The organism is Sphingomonas endophytica (genome assembly GCF_001476895.1).
GTDB lineage: Bacteria > Pseudomonadota > Alphaproteobacteria > Sphingomonadales > Sphingomonadaceae > Sphingomonas > Sphingomonas endophytica_A.
Window position 1 is genome coordinate 12,694 of sequence record NZ_LDTB01000023.1, and the last position, 22,047, is coordinate 34,740.

Genomic DNA, 22,047 nt, shown 5'->3' on the forward strand with positions numbered 1-22,047 from the left:
GATGGGTATCGCGCAGACGATCAAGGCGTTCACGCTCTACGAGTTCGTGAAGGCGCATGCGCTGACGCTGAAGTATTTCTTCAAGCCGAAGGCGACGATCAACTATCCGTACGAGAAGAACCCGCTGAGCCCGCGCTTCCGCGGCGAGCATGCGCTGCGTCGCTATCCCAACGGCGAAGAGCGCTGCATCGCGTGCAAGCTGTGCGAGGCGGTGTGCCCGGCGCAGGCGATCACGATCGAGGCCGAACCGCGCGACGACGGCAGCCGCCGCACGACGCGCTACGACATCGACATGACCAAGTGCATCTATTGCGGCCTGTGTCAGGAAGCGTGCCCGGTCGATGCGATCGTCGAGGGACCGAACCTCGATTTCGCGACCGAGACGCGCGAAGAGCTGATCTACGACAAGGCCAAGCTGCTCGACAACGGCGACCGGTGGGAGCGCGCGATCGCGGCGAACCTTGCCGCCGATGCGCCGTACCGCTAGGCGCTCGCGTGACATCAGGGGTCGACATGATTTTGACGGTTCACACCAGCGCGTCTGTGACGCGCGCCGCCGCGGGGAAGGCGCTATGATCCAGGCCATCGCCTTCTATCTGTTCGCCGCCATCGTGCTGATTTCAGGTGCGATGACGATTTCGTCGCGCAACCCGGTCCATTCGGTGCTGTGGCTGATCCTCGCCTTTTTCAACGCGGCGGGGCTGATGGTGCTGGTCGGCGCCGAGTTCATCGCGATGCTGCTGGTCATCGTCTATGTCGGGGCGGTCGCGGTGCTGTTCCTGTTCGTGGTCATGATGCTCGACATCGACTTCGCGGAGCTGCGCGCGGGGTTCGTCCGCTATTTCGGGATCGGGCTGGTGCTGGCGGTCGCGCTGGTCGCGGAGATCCTGATCGGCGTCGGTGCATGGAGCGCGGGCGGTATCGATCTGGCGCGCCGCGCCGCGCCGACCGATCATGTCGTCCCGAACATCGTCCAGATCGGCAACCTGCTCTACACGCGCTACCTCTTCATCTTCGAGGGCGCGGGACTGGTGCTGCTGGTCGCGATGATCGGTGCGATCGTGCTGACGCATCGTGAGCGCTCGGGCGCGCGCTATCAGAACATCGCGCGGCAGAATGCGCGCCGTCCGCAGGACGCGACGCGCAACATGCGGCCGGAGATCGGTCAGGGGGTGCAGCTGTGAACGCGGCCATGTCGGGGGGCGTGGGCCTCATCCACTATCTGGTCGTGGCGGCGTTGCTGTTCACGATGGGCGTGCTCGGGATCTTCCTCAATCGCAAGAATATCATCGTCATCCTGATGGCGATCGAATTGATCCTGCTGGCGGTGAACATCAACCTGGTCGCGTTTTCCGCGGCGTTGCAGGATCTGGTCGGTCAGGTCTTCGCGATGTTCGTGCTGACCGTCGCTGCCGGCGAGGCGGCGATCGGGCTGGCGATCCTCGTGATCTTCTTCCGTGGACGCGGTTCGATCTCGGTCGACGATCCCAGCCGGATGAAGGGGTAAATTCCGGTGCATTCGATCCTCTTCATCGTCTTCCTGCCGCTGATCGCGGCGATCGTCGCCGGGTTCGCGAACAAGTCGTTCGGGATGACCTTGCCCAAGGTCGTCACGACTGGCGCATTGTTCGTGTCGTGCGCGCTGTCGTGGCCGGTGTTCATAGGCTTCCTCGCTGGCACCAGCGAAGCGACCGTCACCCCGGTGCTGCACTTCATGACCTCGGGCACGTTCGACGTGTCCTGGGCGCTGCGCGTCGATGCGCTGACCGCGGTCATGCTGGTGGTTATCACCAGCGTCTCGGCGCTCGTGCACCTCTATAGCTGGGGCTATATGAGCGAGGAGCCGGATCAGCCGCGCTTCTTCGCCTATCTGTCGCTGTTCACCTTCGCCATGCTGATGCTGGTGACCGCCGACAATCTCATCCAGATGTTCTTCGGCTGGGAAGGCGTCGGGCTCGCCAGCTATCTGCTGATCGGTTTCTGGTTCCGCAAGCCGAGCGCGAACGCCGCCGCCATCAAGGCGTTCGTCGTCAACCGCGTCGGCGACCTGGGGTTCATGCTCGGTATCTTCGGCACCTATCTGGTGTTCGACACCGTCTCGATCCCGGCGATCCTCGCCGCCGCGCCGTCGATGGCGGGGTCGACGATCGGCTTCCTGTGGTTCCGCGCCGACACGATGACGGTGATCTGCCTGCTGCTGTTCGTCGGTGCGATGGGCAAGTCGGCGCAGCTCGGTCTGCACACCTGGTTGCCCGACGCGATGGAAGGCCCGACCCCGGTGTCGGCGCTGATCCACGCCGCGACGATGGTCACCGCGGGCGTGTTCATGGTGTGCCGCCTTTCGCCGATGTTCGAGATGTCGCCGACCGCGATGGGGTTCATCACCTTCATCGGTGCCGCGACCTGTCTGTTCGCAGCCACCGTTGGCACGACGCAGACCGATATCAAGCGCGTGATCGCCTATTCTACCTGTTCGCAGCTCGGTTACATGTTCTTTGCCGCTGGCGTCGGCGCGTATGGCGCGGCGATGTTCCACCTGTTCACGCATGCCTTCTTCAAGGCGCTGCTGTTCCTGGGTGCAGGTTCGGTGATCCACGCGATGCACCACGAGCAGGACATGCGCTTCTATGGTGGCCTTCGGAAGGCGATCCCGATCACCTTCTGGGGGATGCTGCTGGGGACGCTGGCGATTACCGGCGTGGGTATCTACGGCATCGGCGGGTTCGCGGGCTATCACTCCAAGGACGCGATCATCGAAGTCGCGTGGGCGGGTGGATCGCCGGTGGCGTCGATGGTGGGCGTGTTCGCCGCGCTGCTGACCAGCTTCTATTCGTGGCGGCTGATGTTCCTGACCTTCTGGGGCGAGCCGCGCTGGGCCGCGTCGGAGCATATCCAGCACGCGCTGCATGACGCGCACGGCCATGACGACCATGCTCACGATCATGGTCACGACGATGCCCACGCGCATGCCGCGCACGCGCACGGTCATGACGACGCGCATCATACCGCCCCGGCGGCGGAGGATGCCGGTCATACGCCGCATGTCGAGGAGCGTGGGTTCAACGAGATTCCGAAGGGGACCGGCGGCTATCACCCGCACGAGAGCCCGATCGTCATGCTGATCCCGCTGATCGTGCTGTCGATCGGCGCGGTCGCGGCCGGCTTCGTCTTCCATCACTGGTTCATCGACCCGGAGACGGCAGGCGGGTTCTGGAAGGGCGCGTTGTTCTTCAACGAGCATCTGATGCACGAAATGCACGAGGTGCCGTTGTTCGTGAAGCTGTCGGCCACGGTCGTGATGCTGACCGGCCTGCTGATCGCCTATCTGGCGTATCTGCGCTCGCCGTCGACGCCCGCGAAGTTCGCGGATACGTTCCAGCCGCTGTACCGCTTCCTGCTGAACAAGTGGTATTTCGACCAGCTCTATCACTTCCTGTTCGTCCGCCCGGCCTTCGCGATCGGCCGCCTGCTGTGGCACCGTGGCGACGAGGGGACGATCGACCGCTTCGGGCCGAACGGCTCGGCGTGGCTGGTGCAGATGGGCAGCCGCGTCGCGGTTCGCCTCCAGACCGGATATGTCTATACTTATGCTTTCGTCATGCTGATCGGGCTCACCGCCGCGATCACCTGGGCGATCGCGGGCTGAGCGGGGGAGAAGGAAGATGTCGTTCCCGATCCTTTCGCTGATGCTCGCGGTGCCCGCGGTCGCGGCCATCGCGTGCCTGTTCCTGTCCGCGCAGGCCGCGCGGGTCACCGCGCTGGCGGCGACGCTGATCGATCTTGCGCTGGGCGTCGTTCTGTGGACGTCGTTCGACGTCGGCGGGGCGCAATGGCAGTTCGTCGAATATGCGCCGATCTTCGGCCGGTTCGGCTGGGCGCTGGGCATCGATGGCTATGCGCTGCTGCTGATCGTGCTGTCGGTGTTCCTGATGCCGATCTGCATCGGCGCCAGCTGGCAGGCGATCGAGAAGCGCGTGCCGGAATATATGGCCGCGTTCCTGTTCACCGAGGTGCTGATGATCGGCACCTTCGCGGCGCAGGACCTGTTCCTGTTCTACATATTCTTCGAGGCCGGCCTGATCCCGATGTTCCTGATCATCGGCATCTGGGGCGGGGTGAACCGCATCTACGCGTCGTACAAGTTCTTCCTGTACACGCTGCTCGGGTCGCTGCTGATGTTCATCGCGATGCTCTACATGAGCATCACGGCGGACACGACCAGCATCCCGGTGCTGCTGAACTACGACTTCCCGCCGCAGGTGCAGACGTGGTTGTGGCTGGCGTTCTTCGCGTCGTTCGCGGTGAAGATGCCGATGTGGCCGGTTCATACCTGGCTGCCCGACGCGCACGTGCAGGCGCCGACCGCGGGGTCGGTAATTTTGGCGGGCGTGCTGCTGAAGCTCGGCGGCTACGGCTTCCTGCGCTTCAGCCTGCCGATGTTCCCGGAAGCCTCGGCCAGCCTCGTGTGGCTGATGTTCGGGCTGTCGGCGGTGGCGGTGATCTACACCAGCCTCGTCGCGCTGGTGCAGTCCGACATGAAGAAGCTGATCGCCTATTCGTCGGTCGCGCACATGGCGATCGTGACGATCGGCCTGTTCGCCTTCAACGCGCAGGGTATCGAAGGCGCGATGATGGTGATGCTGGGGCACGGTCTGGTGTCGGGCGCGCTGTTCCTTTGCGTCGGCGTCATCTACGATCGGCTGCATACGCGCGAGATCAGCCGTTATGGCGGTCTGGCGATCAACATGCCGCGCTACGCGCTGCTGTTCCTGCTGTTCACGATGGCGTCGATCGGCCTGCCGGGCACGAGCAACTTCGTCGGCGAGTTGCTGAGCCTGATGGGCACCTATCAGGTGTCGACGACGACCGCGCTGCTCTGCACGACGGGCATCATCCTGGGCGCGGCGTATATGCTGTACCTGTACCGTCGCGTCGTGTTCGGCGAGATCAAGTCGGAGGACGTTCGCGCGATGTCCGACCTGACCCCGCGCGAATTGTGGCTGCTGGTGCCGATTGCGGCGGCGGTGTTGTGGATGGGTGTCTATCCGGAGAGCTTCCTCGCGCCGATGCGCAAGGATACGCAGATCCTGCTGGCGCGCCTCGACCGCGCCAAGCCGGCGGGTGACTCGCAACCGACACCTGGAAAGGGCAATGGGGGCACCGGGATCGTTCCTGCCGCCCATGCCGAAACCCCCGCGCATGGGAGCGCGCACTGATGGATTATGCCGCCAATCTGGCGATGACGCTGCCCGAGCTGGTGCTCGCGGTCGGTGCGATCGCATTGATGCTGGTCGCCGCCTGGGGCGGTCCGGCGTCGACCAAAGCGGTATCCTGGGCCGCGGTCGCGGTGCTGGCCGGCGCGTTGGTCGCGCTGACCGGCCCGGCATCGGGCGGGGGTGACGCCTTCTACGGCCTGTACCGCGCCGACGCCTTCGCCGGCTTCGCCAAGGTGCTGATCTATATCGCGTCGGCCGTGGCGATCCTGCTGGCACCGACCTTCTTCAAGCGCACCGCGGGCGCGGACCTGCGCCCGGAATATCCGGTGCTGATCCTGCTGTCGGCGTGCGGCATGGGGATGATGGTGTCGGCGGGCGACCTGCTGACGCTGTATGTCGGGCTCGAACTCCAGAGCCTCGCGGCCTATGTGCTGGCAAGCTTCATGCGGCAGGATACGCGCTCGGCCGAAGCGGGGCTGAAGTATTTCGTGCTGGGCGCGCTGGCGAGCGGCATCCTGCTCTACGGCATCAGTCTTGTGTACGGCTTCACCGGTTCGACGTTATTCGACGAGATCGCGGGGGCGTTCGCCGCCACGCCGCTGACGGGCGACACGCGCTCGCTGGGCCTTTTGTTCGGGCTGGTGTTCGTGTTCGCGGGGCTGGCGTTCAAGATCTCGGCGGTGCCGTTCCACATGTGGACCCCCGACGTATACGAGGGCGCGCCGACTCCGGTGACGGCGTTCTTCGCCTCCGCCCCCAAGGTCGCGGCGATCGCGCTCGCGGTGCGGGTCGCGGTCGAGGCAATGGGACCGGCCGAAGTGCAGTGGCGGCAGATCGTGATCTTCGCGTCGCTGGCGTCGATCCTGCTGGGTGCGGTCGCGGCGATCGGGCAGCAGAACATCAAGCGCCTGCTCGCTTATTCGTCGATCAACAACGTCGGCTTCGCGCTGATCGGTCTGGCGGCGGGGACGCCGGAGGGCGTGGCGTCGGTCATGACCTATATGACGATCTACCTCGCGATGACGCTGGGCAGCTTCCTGGTCGTTCTCCAGATGCGCGACGCGGACGGGCAGCCGCTGGAGACGATTGCGAGCCTTGCGGGCCTGTCGCGGACGCGGCCGGGTCTGGCGGCGGCGCTGGCGATCTTCATGTTCTCGCTGGCCGGCATTCCGCCGCTGTTCGGCTTCTATGCCAAGTTCGCGGTCTTCTACGCGGCGGTACAGGCGGGGCTGTTCCCCCTGGCGGTGATCGGCGTCGTGTTCAGCGTGATCGGCGCCTATTATTACCTGCGTCTCGTCAAGACGATGTACTTCGACGAGCCGACGGGCACGTTTGACGAGGGCGACAAGCTGGAAGGCGGGTTGATCGCGGTCGCGGCGGTGTTCGTGTCGCCGCTCGGCTATCTCGCGATCCCGGCGCTGTCCGCCTGGACGCTGGCTGCCGCCGCCAGCCTCTTCTGAGGCGGCGGCGCTGCCCCGTATCCTGACGGTGCCAGCGACGGGGTCGACCAATGCCGACCTGCTGACGCTGGCGCGCGACGGCGCGGTCGAGGACGGCGTGTGGCTGCGCGCGGAGCAGCAGACGGCGGGACGCGGGCGTCAGGGGCGTGCGTGGCAGTCCCCGCCCGGCAATCTCTACGCCAGCACCGTCGTGCGGCTGTTGCCCCATGATCCTCGGGCCGCCGGGCTCGCGCTTGTGGCAGCGGTCGCGCTGGAAGAGGCGGTACGCGGGGCGCTGCCCGACGCGAGCAACTTGCAGCTGAAGTGGCCCAATGACCTGCTGCTCGGCGGGGCGAAGCTGTCGGGTATCCTGCTGGAGCGCGGCGGGGAGCATGTCGTGGTCGGCATCGGCGTGAACGTCGCGCATCATCCCGAGCTTCCCGACCGCCCGACCACCAGCCTGCGGGCGGCGGGCGCCGCAGTGGACGCCGCCGTCTTTCTTGACGATCTCGCCCAGCGGTTCGCGCGCTGGTTCGAGACGTGGCGCGGGCAGGGGATTGCGCCCATTGCGGCGCAATGGGGCGAGCGCGCGCATCCGGTCGGCACCACGCTGTCGGTACGGCTGCCCGACGGTGCTGCGCTGGCCGGACGCTTCGCCGGGTTGGACGCGAGCGGCGCGCTGCTGCTCGACTTGGCCGATGGCACGCGGCATGTCATTCATGCCGGTGACGTTTTTCTGGTTTGAGGGGGAGGGGAAGCGATGCTGCTCGCGGTCGATGCCGGCAACACCAACATCGTCTTCGCGCTCGTCCAGCCGGGGACGCGCGAAATCCGTGCGCGCTGGCGGATCGCGACCGATCCGCGTCGGACCGCAGACGAATATGCGGTGTGGCTCAGCCAGTTGCTGACGCTGGAAGGCTATGCGCGCGACGACGTGAGCGCCGTGATCATCTCGACGGTGGTGCCGCGGGCGCTCCACAATCTCGAGGTACTGGCGAGCAAGTATTTCCGCACCCATGCGCTGGTCGCCGGCCGCGCACCGGTCGACTGGCAGCTGTCGGTCGACGTCGACGAGCCGCGCAGCCTGGGCGCGGACCGTGCGGTGAACACGATCGCGGCGCACGCGCTGCACGCGGGCGACCTGATCGTCATCGACTTCGGCACCGCTACCACCTTTGACCATTCCGATTTCGACGGCGCGTACAAGGGCGGGATCATCGCGCCGGGCATCAACCTGTCGCTCGACGCGCTGGTGATGGCCGCCGCCAAGCTGCCGCGCATCGCAATCGAGGCGCCAGCGACCGACTGCGTGATCGGGCGCAACACGGTCGACCAGATGAACATCGGCATCTACTGGGGCTATATCGCGATGATCGAGGGGCTGGTCGCGCGGATGAAGCGCGAGATCGCACGTCCCGTGAAGGTGATCGCCACCGGCGGCCTTGCCACCTTGTTCGAACAACATACCAACGTGTTCGACGTGATCGAACCGGACCTGACGATCCAGGGACTGGCGATCATGTACGAACGCGCCCATATCGACGGATGACCGCCACGCCGGCGCGATCGTTCGTTTTCCCATGCCCGTCGCGCCGATGCGGACGGGCCGCGGTGCCGGCGCACAAAGGAATCTGATGACACCGAAGAATAACGAGCTTCTCTTCTGCGCGCTGGGCGGGTCCGGCGAAATCGGCATGAACGTCACGCTCTATGGCCATGCCGGCAAGTGGTTGATGGTCGATTGCGGCGTGACCTTCGCCGACGCGCATTATCCCGGCATCGACGTGATTCTGCCCGACCTGCGCTTCATCGAGGAGCGGATCGACGATCTGGTCGGTATCGTGCTGACCCACGGGCATGAGGATCATATCGGCGCGCTGCCGTACCTTGCCGAAGACCTGGGGGTGCCGATCTATGCCACGCCGTTCACCGCCGGGCTGGTGCGCGGCAAGCTGGAAGAGGAGCGGATCGAGGACCGGGTGAAGATCCGGCTGGTCGAGCCGCGCAAGAGCTTCAAGGTCGGGCCGTTCGCGGTCGAGGTCGTGCCGCTGTCGCACTCGATCCCGGAGGCGAACGCGCTGGTGATCGCGACCCCGGCGGGCAAGGTGTTTCACACCGGCGACTGGAAGCTTGACCCGACCCCGGTGATCGGCAAGCCGTCGTCGCCGGAGGAACTGGCGGAGATCGGTGCCGAGGGCATCGACGTGCTGGTGTGCGATTCGACCAATGTCTTCAATGCCGAGGCATCGGGCAGCGAAGCGAGCGTCCGCGTCGGGCTGACCGAAAGCGTCGCGCGGGCGCGCGGGCGCGTCGTGGTGACGACCTTCGCGTCGAATGCCGCGCGGCTCCACACGCTGGCGCAGGTCGCGGAGGAAACCGGGCGCAAGTTGTGCGTGACCGGGCGGTCGCTCGACCGGATCATCCGCGTCGCCAAGGCAACCGGCTATCTCAAGAACTTCCCGCAGACCGTCGATGTCGATGCGGCGATGCGCCTGCCGAAGAACCGCGTCCTGATCGTCGCGACCGGCGGGCAGGGCGAGGAACGCGCGGCGCTGGCGCGGATCGCGGCGGGAAATCATCCGGTCGCGCTCGATGCGGGTGACATGGTGATCTTCTCGTCGAAGCAGATTCCGGGCAACGAGGTCGCGATCGGGCGCATCCAGAACCAGCTGGCGGCCAAGGGCGTCGAAATGGTCACCGAGAAGCAGGCGCACGTCCACGTCTCTGGCCACCCCGGGCGGCCGGAGTTGGCGAAGATGTACGGCTGGATCCGGCCGACGACGCTGCTGCCGGTGCACGGCGAGATGCGACACCTGATGGAGCATGCCCGCTACGGGCTGGCGCAAGGCATCCCGCAGGCGCTGGTACAGACGGACGGCGACATGGTCCGCCTGGCGCCGGGTGTGCCCAAGAAGATCGGCAACGTGGCGATCGGGCGGCTGGTGCTGGACGGCGACGTGATCCTGCCGGCCGATGGCAGCACGATCAACGAGCGGCGGCGGATCGCCGTGAACGGCCAGATCTCGGTTGGTATCGCGGTCGATCGCAACGGGCGCGCGGGCGGCACGCCGGACGTGCGCGTGCAGGGCGTCCCGGTCGAGGAGGAGCGCGAGCCGTTTCTGGCCGAGGCGATCGAGGCGGCAAGCGAGGCGATGGCCGGGCGGCCGCGCGATCGGGACCGGTTGCGCGAGGATGTGCGGCTGGCGGTGCGCAAGGTCGCGACGCGCTGGACGGGCAAGAAGCCGATCGTCGACGTCCTGATCGTCGAAGTCTGATCGTGCGGGCGCGCTGACATGCGGTGGACGTCGCTGCTGGCTATCTATGTGTTGTTCTGGGCATTTTCGGTGTTCCTGGTGCTGCCGTTCGGGGTGCGGACCTCGGCGGAGGCGGGGGAGACCGCGATGCCCGGCACCGCCGAGAGCGCGCCGCATGAGTTCTCGCTGAAGCGCGTCGTCACCAGGACGACGATCGTGGCGACGACGTTGTTCGTGCTGTTCGTCGCCAACGATCATTTCGGGTGGATCACCGCGCGGTCGCTGGACGTGGTGGATGTGGTGAACGCGGTGGGCTGACGCGGGTTGTGGCGGCGCGGCGGCCCGGCACGCATAATGAGGCAATGGAAGAGGATCGTTCCGCCCGCCCCGACCCCCGGTTGATCGACGGGGACGGACATAAGTGGGAGCGGCTGTCGCCGTTCCGCACCGGCGCTTTCGGTCATTGCCCGCGGTGCGGCAAAGGCCCGTTATTCTTGGGTTTTCTGACGATCCGCGATCGCTGTCCGGTCTGCGGACTGGATTATTCCTATGCCGATCCGGCCGATGGACCGGCAGTGTTCGTGCAGCTTTTCGCGTGCCTGCCGGGCGTCGTCTTCACGCTGATGCTGCAGATCCTCGCCGATCCGGCATGGTGGGTGCATGTCGTGGTGAGCCTGCCGGTGCTGCTGGTCAGCACGGTGTTGCCGCTGCGACCGATCAAGGGCTGGCTGGTGGCGAGCCAGTTCTATTTCAAGGCGCGCGAGGGGCGGTTGGTGCGCGAGGAGTAGGATCGCGCAGTACGGCTGCGGCCGGAATTCCGGCCCGCTCGGCACGAAAAGCCCCGAAAAATGCGGCCGCTCAGTCCTCCAGCGGGTAGAGCGCGGCGGCGATGCGACGATCCTCCGCGCGCAGCACGCCCCAGGCACGCGCGGCGGCGCGGCTGTCCATCGCCTCGACCCCGATCCCGCGCGCTTCGAGCGCGGCGATCAGCGCCCGCGGCGGGCGGCGGAGGTCGGTGCCGGTGCCGATCAGGACGAACTCGATCGCTTCGCCCAGTACGGGGGCGAGCGCGGCGGCGTCCAGCGACTCGAGCGGCGGCGGGGTCCAGGCGTCGGCGCGCGTCGCGGTCAGCAGCAGCGCCGGATAGACGCCCATCGTCCCGTCCGGCGCATCGACCTTGAACCCGGCCGGGCCGAAGCCACGGACCAGCGGGCCGGCGGCGGGGCGATCGCGGTCCATCCTCATCGCGGCATCCTGGCGGGCGTCAGGCGCGCGGGCCGACGCGCTCGGCATTGTCGAGCGCGCCGCCGCGCGACCGCTTCTCGCCGCCGTCCGGATCGGCGCGCAGGCCAAGCGTGATGAGCAGCGACGACGACACGTAGATCGACGAATAGGTGCCGACGATGATGCCGAGCGTCATCGCGGCGGTGAAACCACGCAGCACATGGCCGCCGAGGAACAGCAAGGCGCCGAGCGCGAGCAGGATCGTCACCGAGGTCATGACGGTGCGGGGGAGGGTTTCGTTGACCGACAGGTTGATGATCTCCCGCATCTCCATCTTGCGATAGCGGCGCATGTTCTCGCGGATGCGGTCGTCGATCACGATCTTGTCGTTGATCGAATAGCCGATGATCGTCAGTACGGCGGCGACGATGTTCAGGTCGAACTCGAACTGCGTCAGCGCGAAGAAGCCGAGCGTCATGAGCAGATCGTGGACGATCGCGACGATCGTCGAGACACCGAACTGCCATTCGAAACGGAAGATCGCGAACAGGCCGATGCCGAGGATCGCGAGCACGACCGCGAGCACGCCGTTGCGGATCAACTCGCCCGACACCTTGCCGGACACGGTCGAATAGCGGCGGAACTCGGTGCCCGGAAACGCCTTGGCCAGCGCGGCCTCGACCTTGCGGACCGCCGAGTTGGTCGCGCCCTCGTCACCGCCCTGCTGGACGGGGAGGCGGATCGTGATCGTGCGCGGATCGCCGAACTGCTGGAGCGCGGCTTCGCCGACGCCCTGCGAGTCGACGACGGCGCGCACCCGGTCGAGATCGGGGGTCTGGACGAACCGCTCCTCGATCATCAGGCCGCCCTTGAAGTCGACGCCGAAGTTCAGCCCCTTGTAGAGCGTCAGGCCGACCGCCAGCACGCTGAGCAGCAGCGTCAGGCCGAACGCCCAGCCGCGCAGGCGGACGAAATCGATATTGGTGTCGTCGGGGACGAGCTTGAGCAGTTTCATGACTTCCTCGTCACCCCGGCGCGGGCCGGGGTCCAGTTCACAGAGCGCGCGACGTGCGGCTCTGGACCCCGGCCTGCGCCGGGGTGACGGTGTTCGGGGAGGGCGGCGAGGACGATCATATGTTGATCGTCTTCGGCTTGGCGCGACGGAGCCAGCCGGCGACCAGCATGCGGGTGAAGGTGACGGCGGTGAACACGCTGGTGGCGATGCCGATCAGCAGCACGACCGCGAAGCCCTTCACCGGGCCGGAGCCCAGGACGAACATGATAATGCCCGAGATCGCGTGCGTCACGTTCGCCTCGAAGATGGTGCGGCTGGCCTCCTTATAGCCCAGCTCGACCGACTGCACCACGCCGCGCCCGCGATGCCGCTCCTCACGGATGCGTTCGTTGATGAGCACGTTGGCGTCGACCGCGGTGCCGATCGTCAGCACGAACCCGGCGATGCCCGGCAGCGTCAGCGTTCCGTTCATCAGCGCCATGACGCCCAGGATGACGAACACGTTGATGACGACGGCGAGGTTCGCATAGAGGCCGAAGCGGCCGTAGGTGACGAACATGAACGCCACGACCAGCGCGACCGCGACCGCCGAGGCGAGAATGCCGGCACGGATCGAGTCGGCGCCGAGATCCGGCCCGACGGTCGATTCCTCGACGATCTTCAGGTCGACCGGCAGCTTGCCCGAGCGTAGCGCGATCGCGAGCTGGTTGGCGCTGTCCACCGTGAAGCCGCCGTTGATCGCGGCGCGCCCGCCGAGGATCGGCTCGTTGATGTTCGGCGCGGAGATGACGGTATTGTCGACGATGATCGCGAAGGGCTTGCCGACATTTTCCTGCGTCGTGCGCGCGAAGCGCCGACCGCCCTGGCTGTCGAAGGTCATCGAGACCTGCGGCTGGTTGGTCTGCGGCTCGAATTCCTGCCGCGCATCGCTCAGCATGTCGCCGGTGATGATCGCCTGACGCTTCACCGCGATCAGCGGGATGCCGGCGGGATTGTTCGGATAGGGCAGGATCTGGTCACCGGCCGGCGCCTGGCCCTTGGCCAGCGCCTGCGGATCGGCGTTGGTGTCGACCAGCTTGAATTCCAGCTTCGCGGTCTTGCCGAGCAGGTTCTTGAGCGCCTGCGGATCCTGAAGGCCCGGCACCTGCACGACGATGCGGTTGCTGCCCTGACGGATGATCGTCGGTTCGCGCGTGCCGAGTTCGTCGATACGGCGGCGCACGACCTCGGTCGCGTCGCCCATCGCGGTATCGACCGCCTGTGCGAGGCCGGCGGCGGTGGGCGTCAGCACGAAGCGGCTGGAATCGACGACCTGGATGTCCCACTGGCGCTGCCCGGTCATGCCGGCACCGGTGCCGGTGATCTGGAGCAGCCGCTCACGCGCGGCATCGACCTGCGACGGATCGCGCAGCAGGAACGACAATTGCCCGCCGCGGCTGGAGATGTCGCCGATCTCGATGCGCGGGTTCTGGCGGCGCATCTCGGTCTGCACCTGCTCGCGCATCGCCTCGACACGGCTGGCGGCGACGTCGTTGGTATCGGCTTCCAGCAGCAGATAGCTGCCGCCGGCCAGATCGAGCCCCTTGTTGACGCGCGGGACGTGGAAGCCCCAGGTGTTCGTCACGCTCTCGGGCAGGAACGTCGGGATCGACAGCGACACCAGCGCGGCCAGCAGCAACCAGATGCTGACGACCTTCCAGCGGGGAAAGTCCAGCATGTCAGTCGTTCGCCGGCTTGCCGCCGAGCGGCGTGACCTCGGACAGCGTCGCCTTGACGACGCGGACGCGGGTGTTGGCGGCGATCTCGACCTCGACGAACGCGTCCTCGACCTTCGTCACCTTGCCGACCAGGCCGCCGGCGGTGATGACCGAATCGCCCTTCTTGACGTTGGCGATGGCGCTTTGCAGCGTCTTCATCCGGCGCTGTTGCGGGCGGATCATCAGGAAGTAGAAGACGACGAAGACGAGCAGCAGCGGCGCGAGGCTGATGAAGCCGGCGAGGCCGCCGCCCTGGGCGGCGCCGCTGGCGGTCTGCGCATAAGCGGGAGAGATGAGCATCGGTTTCCGTGCATGACCGTTGGGCGGCCGGGATACGGCCGCGCGAAGCCGCAGCCGCTATCATCGTGGGGCCGCTGGCGCAACACGCTGCCGCCGCGCGCGGACCCGCGTGCAACATGCTTGCATCCGGGCGGCGTCGGGCGTAGAGGCGCCCCCTCGGTCGGGGCGTAGCGCAGCCTGGTAGCGCATCACACTGGGGGTGTGGGGGTCGCAGGTTCGAATCCTGTCGCCCCGACCAATATCCATCCTGCATCATCGGACAATGCGACGTCGCGGGCGTGCCGTTTCGGGACGAGCGCGCGCGTTGCCGCATCGGCGTCCCCTCGTTTGGGGGTAGGACATGACGGCGGCTGCGCGACAATGGCCCGCCACCACTCTGTCAGGACCGCCAAGCCGCCATGGCATCCGTCGTCGCCACCCTGTCGATCCGCGTCGCGCGTACCGCGCCGAGCGCGGTCGCCGGGTGATCGCGATGCCGCCCGCCGCGCCGACGCATGTGATGATCGGCGGAGGCGACCCGGTGCGCCGCCGACTCGAGCGGATCGCCCCCGGGCTGGCGCAGGCGATCGCCGCGCGACAGCCACGATTCGCGACGCGATCGATCGGCGCGCGCCGCGAGATCGCGCGCGAGGGGGAGATGCCGACCGGCGTTCATGCGCTGCTGGGCGGCTGGGCCGCCTATGCCCGGCACTTCCCGGACGGGCGCCGGCAGATCCAGCACGTGCTGGTGCCCGGCGATCTGCTGGCGCTGGACCGGCGCACGCCGTTCGCCGCGACGATCATCGCGCTCAGCCCGGTCACGCTGATCGACCTGGACGCGCCGCTGCTGCCCGAGATCGCGCTGCTGGACGCCGCATCGCGGCGGAACGCGCTGCAGACCGCGCGGCACCTGCTCGATGCGGTCGCGCGGCTCGGGCGGCAATCGGCGATCGAGCGATTCGCGCACCTGCTGCTGGAGCTGCGCGACCGGCTGCTCGCGGTGGGGATGGCGGGTCCGACCCGGTTCGAGATGCCGCTGACGCAGGAAATGCTGGCCGACACGCTGGGGCTGACCAGCGTGCACGTCAACCGCACGTTGCAGGCGATGCGCCAGCAGGGGCTGGTGGTGCTGGCCGGGCGCGAGGTGACGCTGCTGCGCGCGGACCTGCTTGCCGAACTCGCCGATTATGCGTCGCCGGCCCGGACGCCGGACGCTATGGAACCGTGATGCGCGACGGGCGAACGAACGAGGGAAGGGCGCGCGGACCGTGGTGGTATCGCGTGCTGGTGCTGCTGCTGATCCTGTGGGGGGCGATGGGCAGCTATGCCTGCTATACCCAGCTGACGGCGGGCGCGGATGCGATGGGCGCGGCCAGCGATTACGACCGGGCGCTGTTCGCGCGGCTGCCCGGCTGGTACCGGCTGGATTATTCCATTGCGACCGGCACGATGCTGCTCGGCGGGCTGGCGCTGCTGCTGCGCTCGCGCCACGCGGTGGCGTTGCTCACCGTGTCGCTGGTCGCGGTAATGATCCAGTTCGGCTGGATGTTCGCGATGACCGACATCCTCGCGGTCAAGGGGCCGTATGTGCTGTATTTCCCGCTGCTGATCCTCGCGATCGGCGCGCTGGCGCTGCATCTGGCGCATCTGGCGCGTCGTCGAGGGTGGATCGCCTGAGCCGCGTGGCGTAGCAGGCGGGCATGTCCACGACCTTCACCATCGACACCGCTACCAGCCGCGCCACGCCGGTCTCCGCGCCGATGAAGCGCTTGACGGTGCCCGCGATCCGCGCGCGCAAGGCGGCGATCGCGGGCGGGACCGGCGAACCGCTCGTGATGCTGACCGCCTATACGGTGCGGATGGCGCAGCTGATGGACCCGCATTGCGACATGCTGCTGGTCGGCGACAGCCTGGGTCAGGTGATCTACGGCCTGCCCTCCACGGTGCCGGTCACGATGGAGATGATGGCGGCGCATGGCGCGGCGGTGGTGCGCGGCAGCCATCACGCGCTGGTCGTCGTCGACATGCCGTTCGGCAGCTATGAGGCGTCGCCCGCGCAGGCGTTCGAGAGCGCGGCGCGGCTGATGAAGGACACCGGCGCGGCGGCGGTGAAGCTGGAGGGCGGGACCGCGATGGCCCCGACCGTGCAGTTCCTGTCGGAACGCGGTATCCCGGTCGTCGGGCATATCGGGCTGACCCCGCAGGCGGTGAACGCGCTGGGCGGCTATGGCGCGCGCGGACGGAGCCCGGCGGAGGCGCGCAAGATCGTCGCCGACGCGCGCGCGATCGCCGAGGCGGGGGCGTTCGCGATCGTGATCGAGGGCGTGGTCGAGCCGATCGCGGTCGACATCACACAGGCGATCGACATTCCCACGATCGGCATCGGCGCGTCGGCGGCGTGCGACGGGCAGGTGCTGGTCGCCGAGGACATGCTGGGGCTGTTCGAGCGGACGCCCCGCTTCGTGAAGCGCTATGGCGACATGGCCGGATTCGTCGCGGAGCGGGCGCGGCTCTATGCCGAGGACGTGCGTGCGCGGGCGTTCCCGACGGCGGAGCAATTGTACGCGCCCAGGGAATAGGGCGTGCCGTCCCGGCGGGACTGCGGTTCCCGCGACCCCCGCGACGCGCCGCTCTTTCGTTTCGTGCGGCGACCCGCTACACGCGGCGAGTTTTCCGTACAGCCCGGAGTAGTCGGTGGCCTTCCCGCCCCAGAATAACGAAGCATTCGTTCGCGAAGTCGATGAGGAGCTGCGCCGCGATCAGGCGCTGCACGTGTGGCGCAGCTATGGCCGCGCGATCATCGCCGCGATTGTCGTCGCGCTGGTCGCGTTCGGCGCCTATCTGTTCTGGCAGCACCGGCAGGAGCAGGCCGCCGGGCGCGAGGGCGAGCAGTTGCAGCAGGCCTATGACGCGCTGGCCGCCGACGACATCAAGGCCGCGACCGCCCCGCTGGACCAGCTGGCGCAGTCGAAGCGCGACGGATATCGGGTCGCGGCGATCTTCACCCAGGCCGATGTCCTGCTGAAGCAGAACGATCTGAAGGGCGCCGCCGCGAAGTTCGCGGGGGTCGCGCAGGATGCGTCGCTGGCGCAGCCGTTTCGCGACCTGGCGCTGATCCGGCAGACCAGCGCCGAGTTCGACGGGCTGAAGCCCGAGGTGGTGGTGGAGCGGATGCGGTCGCTGGCCGTGGTCGGCAATCCGTGGCTGGGCAGCGCAGGCGAACTGATGGCCGCCGCCTATCTGCGCCAGGGCCGCCGCGATCTGGCGGGCCAGGTGTTCCGGCGGATCGCCGAGGACGATCAGGTGCCGCGGTCGGTGCGTCAACGCGCTGTTCAGATGGCGGGCGCGATGGACGACAAAGCCGGCAGCGCCCCCGCCGCCGCGCGGAGCGAAGGTGTGACGAAGCGATGAAGTCTCGGGTTGCGACCGGCGTGGCGCTTGCCGCGCTGCTGGGTCTGGGCGGGTGCGGCATCTTCAAGGGCGCGCCGAAGAAGACGCCGACGATCGGCCAGCGCGTGCCGATCCTGATGTCCGAAAATCAGGCCACGGTCGACAAGACGCTGGAGAATGTGGCGGTCACGCTGCCGGTCGCGGCGGCGAACGACGCCTGGACCCAGCCGGGCGGCAATGCGGCCAAGTCGATGGGCAACCTGCTGCTCGCCTCGCCGACCCCGGCGAAGGCGTGGAGCGCGCAGATCGACGGCGGCAGCAATCGCGCGCGGCTGGCGGCCGGGCCGGTCGTCGCCGAGAACAAGCTGTTCGTGATCGACGTCAATGCGACCGTGCACGCGTTCGCGGCCGATACCGGCGCGAAACTGTGGTCGCGTGCGCTGCCCGAGAACGACGAGGATCGCGATGCGCGGTTCGGCGGCGGGGTCAGCTATGACGACGGCAAGCTCTACGCCACCGACGGCCTGGGCGACGTGGCGGCGGTGAACGCGGCGGACGGTGCGATCGTGTGGCGGGCCAAGCCGGGCGGGCCGCTGCGCGGCGCGCCGACGGTCGCCAACGGGCAGGTCTATGTCCTCAGCCAGGACAATCAGATCTTCGCGCTGGGCCAGAACGACGGCAAGGTCGTGTGGACGCAGGCGGCGAGCCTGGAGACGCAGGGCGTGTTCGGTGTCGCCGCGCCGGCCGCGAGTTCGGGTACGATCGTCGCGGGCTTCTCCAGCGGCGAGCTGAACGCCTATCGTTACGAGAACGGCCGGACGCTCTGGCAGGACGCGCTGTCGCGTACCTCGATCACCACGTCGGTGTCGAGCCTGGCGGACATCGACGCCGACCCGGTGATCGAGGACGGGCGCGTCTATTCGATCGGGCAGGGCGGCCGCATGGTCGCGCTGGAGATCGCGACGGGTCAGCGCATGTGGGAGCAGAACCTGGCCGGCATCTCGACCCCGTGGGTCGCGGGCGAGTGGATCTTCCTGGTGACGGACGATTCGCGGCTGGTGTGCCTGTCGCGCGCCAATGGCAAGCTGCGCTGGGTCGGCCAGTTGCAGGCGTTCAAGAACGAGAAGAAGCGGTCCGATCCGTACACCTGGTTCGGCCCGGTGCTGGCGGGCGACAAATTGTGGCTCACCAATTCGCGCGGGCAACTGATCGGCGCATCGCCGACCGACGGCAGCGTGCAGACCACGATCGACGCGGGCGATTCCTTCTCGCTGGCGCCGATCGTCGCGAACCAGACGCTGTACACGCTGGACGAGAAGGGCGTCATCACCGCCTGGCGGTGAACGGCGCGCCTTCGCGGCGTGGCGGTGAGGCTATCGTCGCGACGCATTAGGATATAGGGCGGGCGGCATGTCCCGTCTCCCTACCGTCGCGATCGTCGGCCGCCCGAACGTCGGCAAGTCCACGCTGTTCAACCGCCTGGTCGGCAAGAAGCTGGCGCTGGTCGACGACCGGCCCGGCGTGACGCGCGACCGGCGCGAGGGCGATGCGCATCTGCTCGGGCTCGATTTCCGCGTGATCGACACCGCGGGGTATGAGGACGAGGATCCCGATACGCTGCCGGGCCGGATGCGGCAGCAGACGCAGGCGGCGGTCGATGCCGCCGATGTCGCGCTGTTCGTGGTCGACGCGCGCGCCGGCGTGGTGCCGCTGGACGAGGAAATCGCCCGCTGGCTGCGCGGAGCGGACACGCCGATCGTGCTGATGGCGAACAAGGCCGAAGGACGCGCGGGCGAGAGCGGCGTGTATGAGGCGATGGCGCTGGGCTTCGGCGACCCGGTGGTGTTTTCGGCCGAGCATGGCGAGGGGATCGTGGAGCTGTTCGAGGCGCTGCTGCCGCACCTCGACCCGCTTCAGCCCGAACCCGAGGAGCCGATCGATATCGAGAGCCCCGATGCGCCGCTGAAGCTGGCGATCGTCGGGCGCCCGAACGCCGGCAAGTCGACGCTGGTGAACCGCATGCTGGGCGAGGATCGGATGATTACCGGCCCGGAGGCCGGAATCACGCGCGATTCGATCGCGATCGACTGGACCTGGGAAGGCCCGGACGGGCCGCGACAGGTGCGGCTGATCGACACCGCCGGGATGCGCAAGCGCGCCAAGGTGCAGGACAAGCTGGAGAAGCTGTCGGTCGCCGACGCGCTGCACGCGGTCGATTTCGCCGAGGTCGTGGTGCTGTTGCTCGACGCCACGCTGGGTCTGGAGGCGCAGGACCTGCGCATCGCCGACCGGGTGTTGGAGGAAGGACGCGCGCTGGTGATCGCGCTCAACAAATGGGATGTGGCGGAGAACGCCTCCAGCCTGTTCAACGGCGTCAAGAAGGCGCTGGACGAGGGGCTGGCGCAGGTGAAGGGCGTGCCGCTGCTGGCGGTGTCGGCGGCGACCGGCAAGGGGATCGACCAGCTGATCGGCGCGGCGTTCGAGACACGCGAAGCCTGGTCGCGGCGCGTCGGCACCGGCGAGCTCAACCGCTGGTTCGAGCGCGCGATCGAGGCCAACCCGCCGCCGGCGCCCGGCGGCAAGCGGATCAAGCTGCGCTACCTGACGCAGGCCAAGACCCGGCCCCCCGGCTTCGTGCTGTTCGGGACGCGCGTCGACGAATTGCCGATGAGCTATCAGCGCTACCTGATCAACGGCATCCGCCGCGAACTGGGGTTCGGCGCGGTGCCGGTGCGACTGATGCTGCGCGCGCCGAAGAACCCGTTCGGAAAATAGCCGCTTACTCTCCGTTTACCCCCTTCGCGTTATCCGGTCGGCAGGTGCGAAGGGGAATGCGGCGTGTCGGTGGAAGCGAGCAATCTGGTGGACGGTGCGGCGCTGGCACGCGCCCATGCGGAACTGGGCGCCGGCTTTGCGCGGATCCTGGGGTACTTCCGGGAGGACGGCATCAAGTCGCTGTCGGCGCTGGAAGAGGCGGTGCGCAAGGCCAATGCGGTCGCGATGGTGATTCCCGCGCATACGCTGAAAGGCGAGGCGCGGCAGTTCGGCGCCGAGGCGCTGGCGGCGCTGGCCGAGAAGATCGAGGATCATGCCCGCGAGTGCGTCGAGCGGCACGATTCGCCCGAGGGGGCGATCGAGGATGTCGTGGCGTTGCGCCCGCTGCTGCTGCACACGCTGGCGCTGCTGGAACGCGACGTGATCGCGGCGGCGCCGCCGCCCGCGCCGGTTCCGGCGCCATCGCCGGTTGCCCATCCGCTGCCCCATGTTCCGCCGCTGTCGCGCGGGCCGGGCGGGTTCGGGCGCAAGGTCGGCTGACCGCGGGAGTCGGCCGGGGTGGCGAGCGGCGCTGCCGCCCGCCGTCGCTTCGTCCTCAGCCCTTCAGATAGGGGGCGGCGCCGCTTTCCGGCTTGTCATGCTCGCTGATCGAGTTGAGCTGGATGTAATTGTGGATGCCCATGCGTTCGATCATCTCGAACTGGCGCTCCAGCGTGTCGACATGCTCTTCCTCGCTGGCCAGGATGCGCGCGAACAGCTCGCGGCTGACGAAATCCTTGACCTCTTCGCAATAGGCGATCGCGGCCTTCAGCTGTGCGACGGCCTCGATCTCCATCGCGAGATCGGCCTTGAGGATTTCCTCGACCGTCTCGCCGATCCGCAGCCGGCCGAGCAGCTGGAAGTTGGGCAGTCCGTCGAGGAACAGGATGCGCTCCGCCAGCCAGTCGGCGTGCTTCATCTCGTCGATCGATTCGTGACGCTCGAACTCGGCGAGCTTGTAGACGCCCCAATGGTCGAACAGGCGGTAATGCAACCAATATTGGTTGATCGCGGTCAGCTCGTTCCTGAGCGACTCGTTCAAAAATTCGATGACTTTCGGGTCACCCTTCATCGTATCGACCTCCGTTGAATGGAGACCGGATACAGATGTCGGCGTCACGGCGAAAGTCTAAAAGCCGTTGCATCCATAGTTGAGAACGCTACGCAGCCGCGCGTTCCTGCGCGATGATCTCTCGTGCGAAAGCGACGCATTGTCCACACTTGGCCTGACGACCGAGGCATTTGTACGCCTGGCAGGTGGTGGTGGCGCCGGCCCGCGCGGCCTCCCGCACCTGACACTCCCTGATGGCATTGCACACGCAAACGACCATGGCGGCTCCTTCCCGATAGCGCACGAATAGCGATAATGAGAATGGATCGCAAGCGTTATTGCGTGGCGCTCGCAGCTATTGTGGGGAACGGAGTGTTACGACGCGCCCCTGCGTGGCGCATCGCCACAGCCATTCCGCCGGGCCGTAGTGAAACCGCGCCAGCCACCAGCGCGGCCAGACCAGCATCGCGCCCCAGGCGGCCGGGAGCGGCAGATAGAGCAGGGCGCGGTCCCAGCGTGCGAACTGCCCCGCGCCCCAGCCATAGAACACGCCGCTGAAGACGATGCTGCACGCCAGATAGTTGCTGAGCGCCACGCGGCCGGCCGCG

Annotated in this window: 25 protein-coding genes and 1 tRNA gene; 19 read left to right on the forward strand and 7 right to left on the reverse strand. The window is 67.5% G+C overall.

All coding sequences use genetic code 11. The features are described 5' to 3' along the window. Position 1: 1 nt before the first annotated feature. The 11 genes from nuoI (at position 2) to NS334_RS08125 (ending at position 10,697) form a co-directional block, all read left to right on the forward strand. The gene (gene nuoI, locus NS334_RS08075; protein ID WP_028966976.1) at positions 2-487 is read left to right on the forward strand and encodes an NADH-quinone oxidoreductase subunit NuoI; all 486 of its coding nucleotides are present in this window, start codon (positions 2-4) and stop codon (positions 485-487) included. Between the two features lie 85 nt (positions 488-572). After that, positions 573-1,184 carry an NADH-quinone oxidoreductase subunit J gene (locus NS334_RS08080; RefSeq protein WP_058755461.1) on the forward strand — a complete coding sequence of 204 codons (612 nt, stop codon included), beginning with the start codon at positions 573-575 and terminating at the stop codon, positions 1,182-1,184. An 8-nt stretch (positions 1,185-1,192) separates the two neighbouring features. Further along, entirely contained in the window at positions 1,193-1,507 is a 315-nt protein-coding gene (gene nuoK, locus NS334_RS08085; protein WP_058755486.1) for an NADH-quinone oxidoreductase subunit NuoK, read from the forward strand. A gap of 6 nt (positions 1,508-1,513) precedes the next feature. After that, positions 1,514-3,646: an NADH-quinone oxidoreductase subunit L gene (gene nuoL, locus NS334_RS08090; protein ID WP_058755462.1), complete on the forward strand. Its 2,133-nt coding sequence runs from the start codon at positions 1,514-1,516 to the stop codon at positions 3,644-3,646. 16 nt (positions 3,647-3,662) lie between these two features. After that, entirely contained in the window at positions 3,663-5,216 is a 1,554-nt protein-coding gene (locus NS334_RS08095) for an NADH-quinone oxidoreductase subunit M (protein ID WP_058755463.1), read from the forward strand. Beyond that, on the forward strand, positions 5,216-6,676 hold the full coding sequence (nuoN, locus tag NS334_RS08100; RefSeq protein WP_058755464.1) for an NADH-quinone oxidoreductase subunit NuoN: 1,461 nt from the start codon (positions 5,216-5,218) through the stop codon (positions 6,674-6,676). The genes NS334_RS08095 and nuoN overlap by 1 nt, the downstream gene beginning before the upstream one ends. 19 nt (positions 6,677-6,695) lie before the next feature. Continuing rightward, entirely contained in the window at positions 6,696-7,400 is a 705-nt protein-coding gene (locus NS334_RS08105; protein ID WP_058755465.1) for a biotin--[acetyl-CoA-carboxylase] ligase, read from the forward strand. A gap of 15 nt (positions 7,401-7,415) precedes the next feature. Then, a complete protein-coding gene (locus NS334_RS08110; RefSeq protein WP_058755466.1) occupies positions 7,416-8,204 on the forward strand; it encodes a type III pantothenate kinase in 789 nt (262 codons plus the stop codon). Positions 8,205-8,289: 85 nt separating this feature from the next. After that, positions 8,290-9,930, forward strand: coding sequence for a ribonuclease J (locus NS334_RS08115; protein ID WP_058755487.1), 1,641 nt, complete (start codon positions 8,290-8,292; stop codon positions 9,928-9,930). Positions 9,931-9,948: 18 nt separating this feature from the next. Next, the gene (locus tag NS334_RS08120) at positions 9,949-10,227 is read left to right on the forward strand and encodes a DUF1467 family protein (RefSeq protein WP_058755467.1); all 279 of its coding nucleotides are present in this window, start codon (positions 9,949-9,951) and stop codon (positions 10,225-10,227) included. Between the two features lie 176 nt (positions 10,228-10,403). Continuing rightward, complete coding sequence (locus tag NS334_RS08125) at positions 10,404-10,697, forward strand: DUF983 domain-containing protein (RefSeq protein WP_342585535.1); 294 nt, start codon at positions 10,404-10,406, stop codon at positions 10,695-10,697. Between the two features lie 70 nt (positions 10,698-10,767). Here the strand turns inward: NS334_RS08125 and NS334_RS08130 are convergent, their stop codons facing one another. The 4 genes from NS334_RS08130 to yajC all read right to left on the reverse strand — a co-directional run bounded on the left by NS334_RS08130 (position 10,768) and on the right by yajC (position 14,205). After that, entirely contained in the window at positions 10,768-11,154 is a 387-nt protein-coding gene (locus tag NS334_RS08130) for an Mth938-like domain-containing protein (protein ID WP_058755488.1), read from the reverse strand. A gap of 19 nt (positions 11,155-11,173) precedes the next feature. Continuing rightward, positions 11,174-12,148: a protein translocase subunit SecF gene (gene secF, locus NS334_RS08135; protein ID WP_058755469.1), complete on the reverse strand. Its 975-nt coding sequence runs from the start codon at positions 12,146-12,148 to the stop codon at positions 11,174-11,176. A gap of 115 nt (positions 12,149-12,263) precedes the next feature. Beyond that, on the reverse strand, positions 12,264-13,865 hold the full coding sequence (gene secD / locus NS334_RS08140; RefSeq protein WP_058755470.1) for a protein translocase subunit SecD: 1,602 nt from the start codon (positions 13,863-13,865) through the stop codon (positions 12,264-12,266). Between the two features lies 1 nt (position 13,866). Then, the gene (gene yajC, locus NS334_RS08145) at positions 13,867-14,205 is read right to left on the reverse strand and encodes a preprotein translocase subunit YajC (protein WP_058755471.1); all 339 of its coding nucleotides are present in this window, start codon (positions 14,203-14,205) and stop codon (positions 13,867-13,869) included. A gap of 161 nt (positions 14,206-14,366) precedes the next feature. Between yajC and NS334_RS08150 the strand changes: the two genes are divergently transcribed. The 8 genes from NS334_RS08150 to NS334_RS08185 all read left to right on the forward strand — a co-directional run bounded on the left by NS334_RS08150 (position 14,367) and on the right by NS334_RS08185 (position 20,889). Next, positions 14,367-14,443 (forward strand) — tRNA-Pro (locus tag NS334_RS08150). 234 nt (positions 14,444-14,677) lie between these two features. Continuing rightward, entirely contained in the window at positions 14,678-15,412 is a 735-nt protein-coding gene (locus NS334_RS08155) for a Crp/Fnr family transcriptional regulator (protein WP_058755472.1), read from the forward strand. After that, complete coding sequence (locus NS334_RS08160) at positions 15,412-15,861, forward strand: hypothetical protein (RefSeq protein ID WP_058755473.1); 450 nt, start codon at positions 15,412-15,414, stop codon at positions 15,859-15,861. Before NS334_RS08155 ends, NS334_RS08160 begins: the two co-directional genes overlap by 1 nt. 23 nt (positions 15,862-15,884) lie before the next feature. Further along, positions 15,885-16,763 carry a 3-methyl-2-oxobutanoate hydroxymethyltransferase gene (gene panB / locus NS334_RS08165; RefSeq protein WP_058755474.1) on the forward strand — a complete coding sequence of 293 codons (879 nt, stop codon included), beginning with the start codon at positions 15,885-15,887 and terminating at the stop codon, positions 16,761-16,763. A gap of 115 nt (positions 16,764-16,878) precedes the next feature. Next, on the forward strand, positions 16,879-17,595 hold the full coding sequence (locus NS334_RS08170; protein ID WP_058755475.1) for a tetratricopeptide repeat protein: 717 nt from the start codon (positions 16,879-16,881) through the stop codon (positions 17,593-17,595). Beyond that, complete coding sequence (locus tag NS334_RS08175) at positions 17,592-18,917, forward strand: PQQ-binding-like beta-propeller repeat protein (protein ID WP_058755476.1); 1,326 nt, start codon at positions 17,592-17,594, stop codon at positions 18,915-18,917. Before NS334_RS08170 ends, NS334_RS08175 begins: the two co-directional genes overlap by 4 nt. A gap of 67 nt (positions 18,918-18,984) precedes the next feature. After that, positions 18,985-20,349, forward strand: a complete 1,365-nt coding sequence (gene der, locus NS334_RS08180; protein WP_058755477.1) for a ribosome biogenesis GTPase Der — start codon at positions 18,985-18,987, stop codon at positions 20,347-20,349. Positions 20,350-20,412: 63 nt separating this feature from the next. Continuing rightward, positions 20,413-20,889 carry an Hpt domain-containing protein gene (locus NS334_RS08185; protein ID WP_058755478.1) on the forward strand — a complete coding sequence of 159 codons (477 nt, stop codon included), beginning with the start codon at positions 20,413-20,415 and terminating at the stop codon, positions 20,887-20,889. A 55-nt stretch (positions 20,890-20,944) separates the two neighbouring features. On the opposite strand, the gene bfr is transcribed toward NS334_RS08185, so the two are convergent. The 3 genes from bfr to NS334_RS08195 form a co-directional block, all read right to left on the reverse strand. Then, positions 20,945-21,460: a bacterioferritin gene (gene bfr / locus NS334_RS08190; protein WP_058755479.1), complete on the reverse strand. Its 516-nt coding sequence runs from the start codon at positions 21,458-21,460 to the stop codon at positions 20,945-20,947. An 88-nt stretch (positions 21,461-21,548) separates the two neighbouring features. Continuing rightward, positions 21,549-21,719: a (2Fe-2S)-binding protein gene (locus NS334_RS19070; RefSeq protein WP_083500337.1), complete on the reverse strand. Its 171-nt coding sequence runs from the start codon at positions 21,717-21,719 to the stop codon at positions 21,549-21,551. Positions 21,720-21,794: 75 nt separating this feature from the next. Next, positions 21,795-22,047, reverse strand: a 253-nt coding sequence (locus tag NS334_RS08195) for a DUF418 domain-containing protein (protein ID WP_153002639.1), incomplete at its 5' end; no start/stop codon positions are given.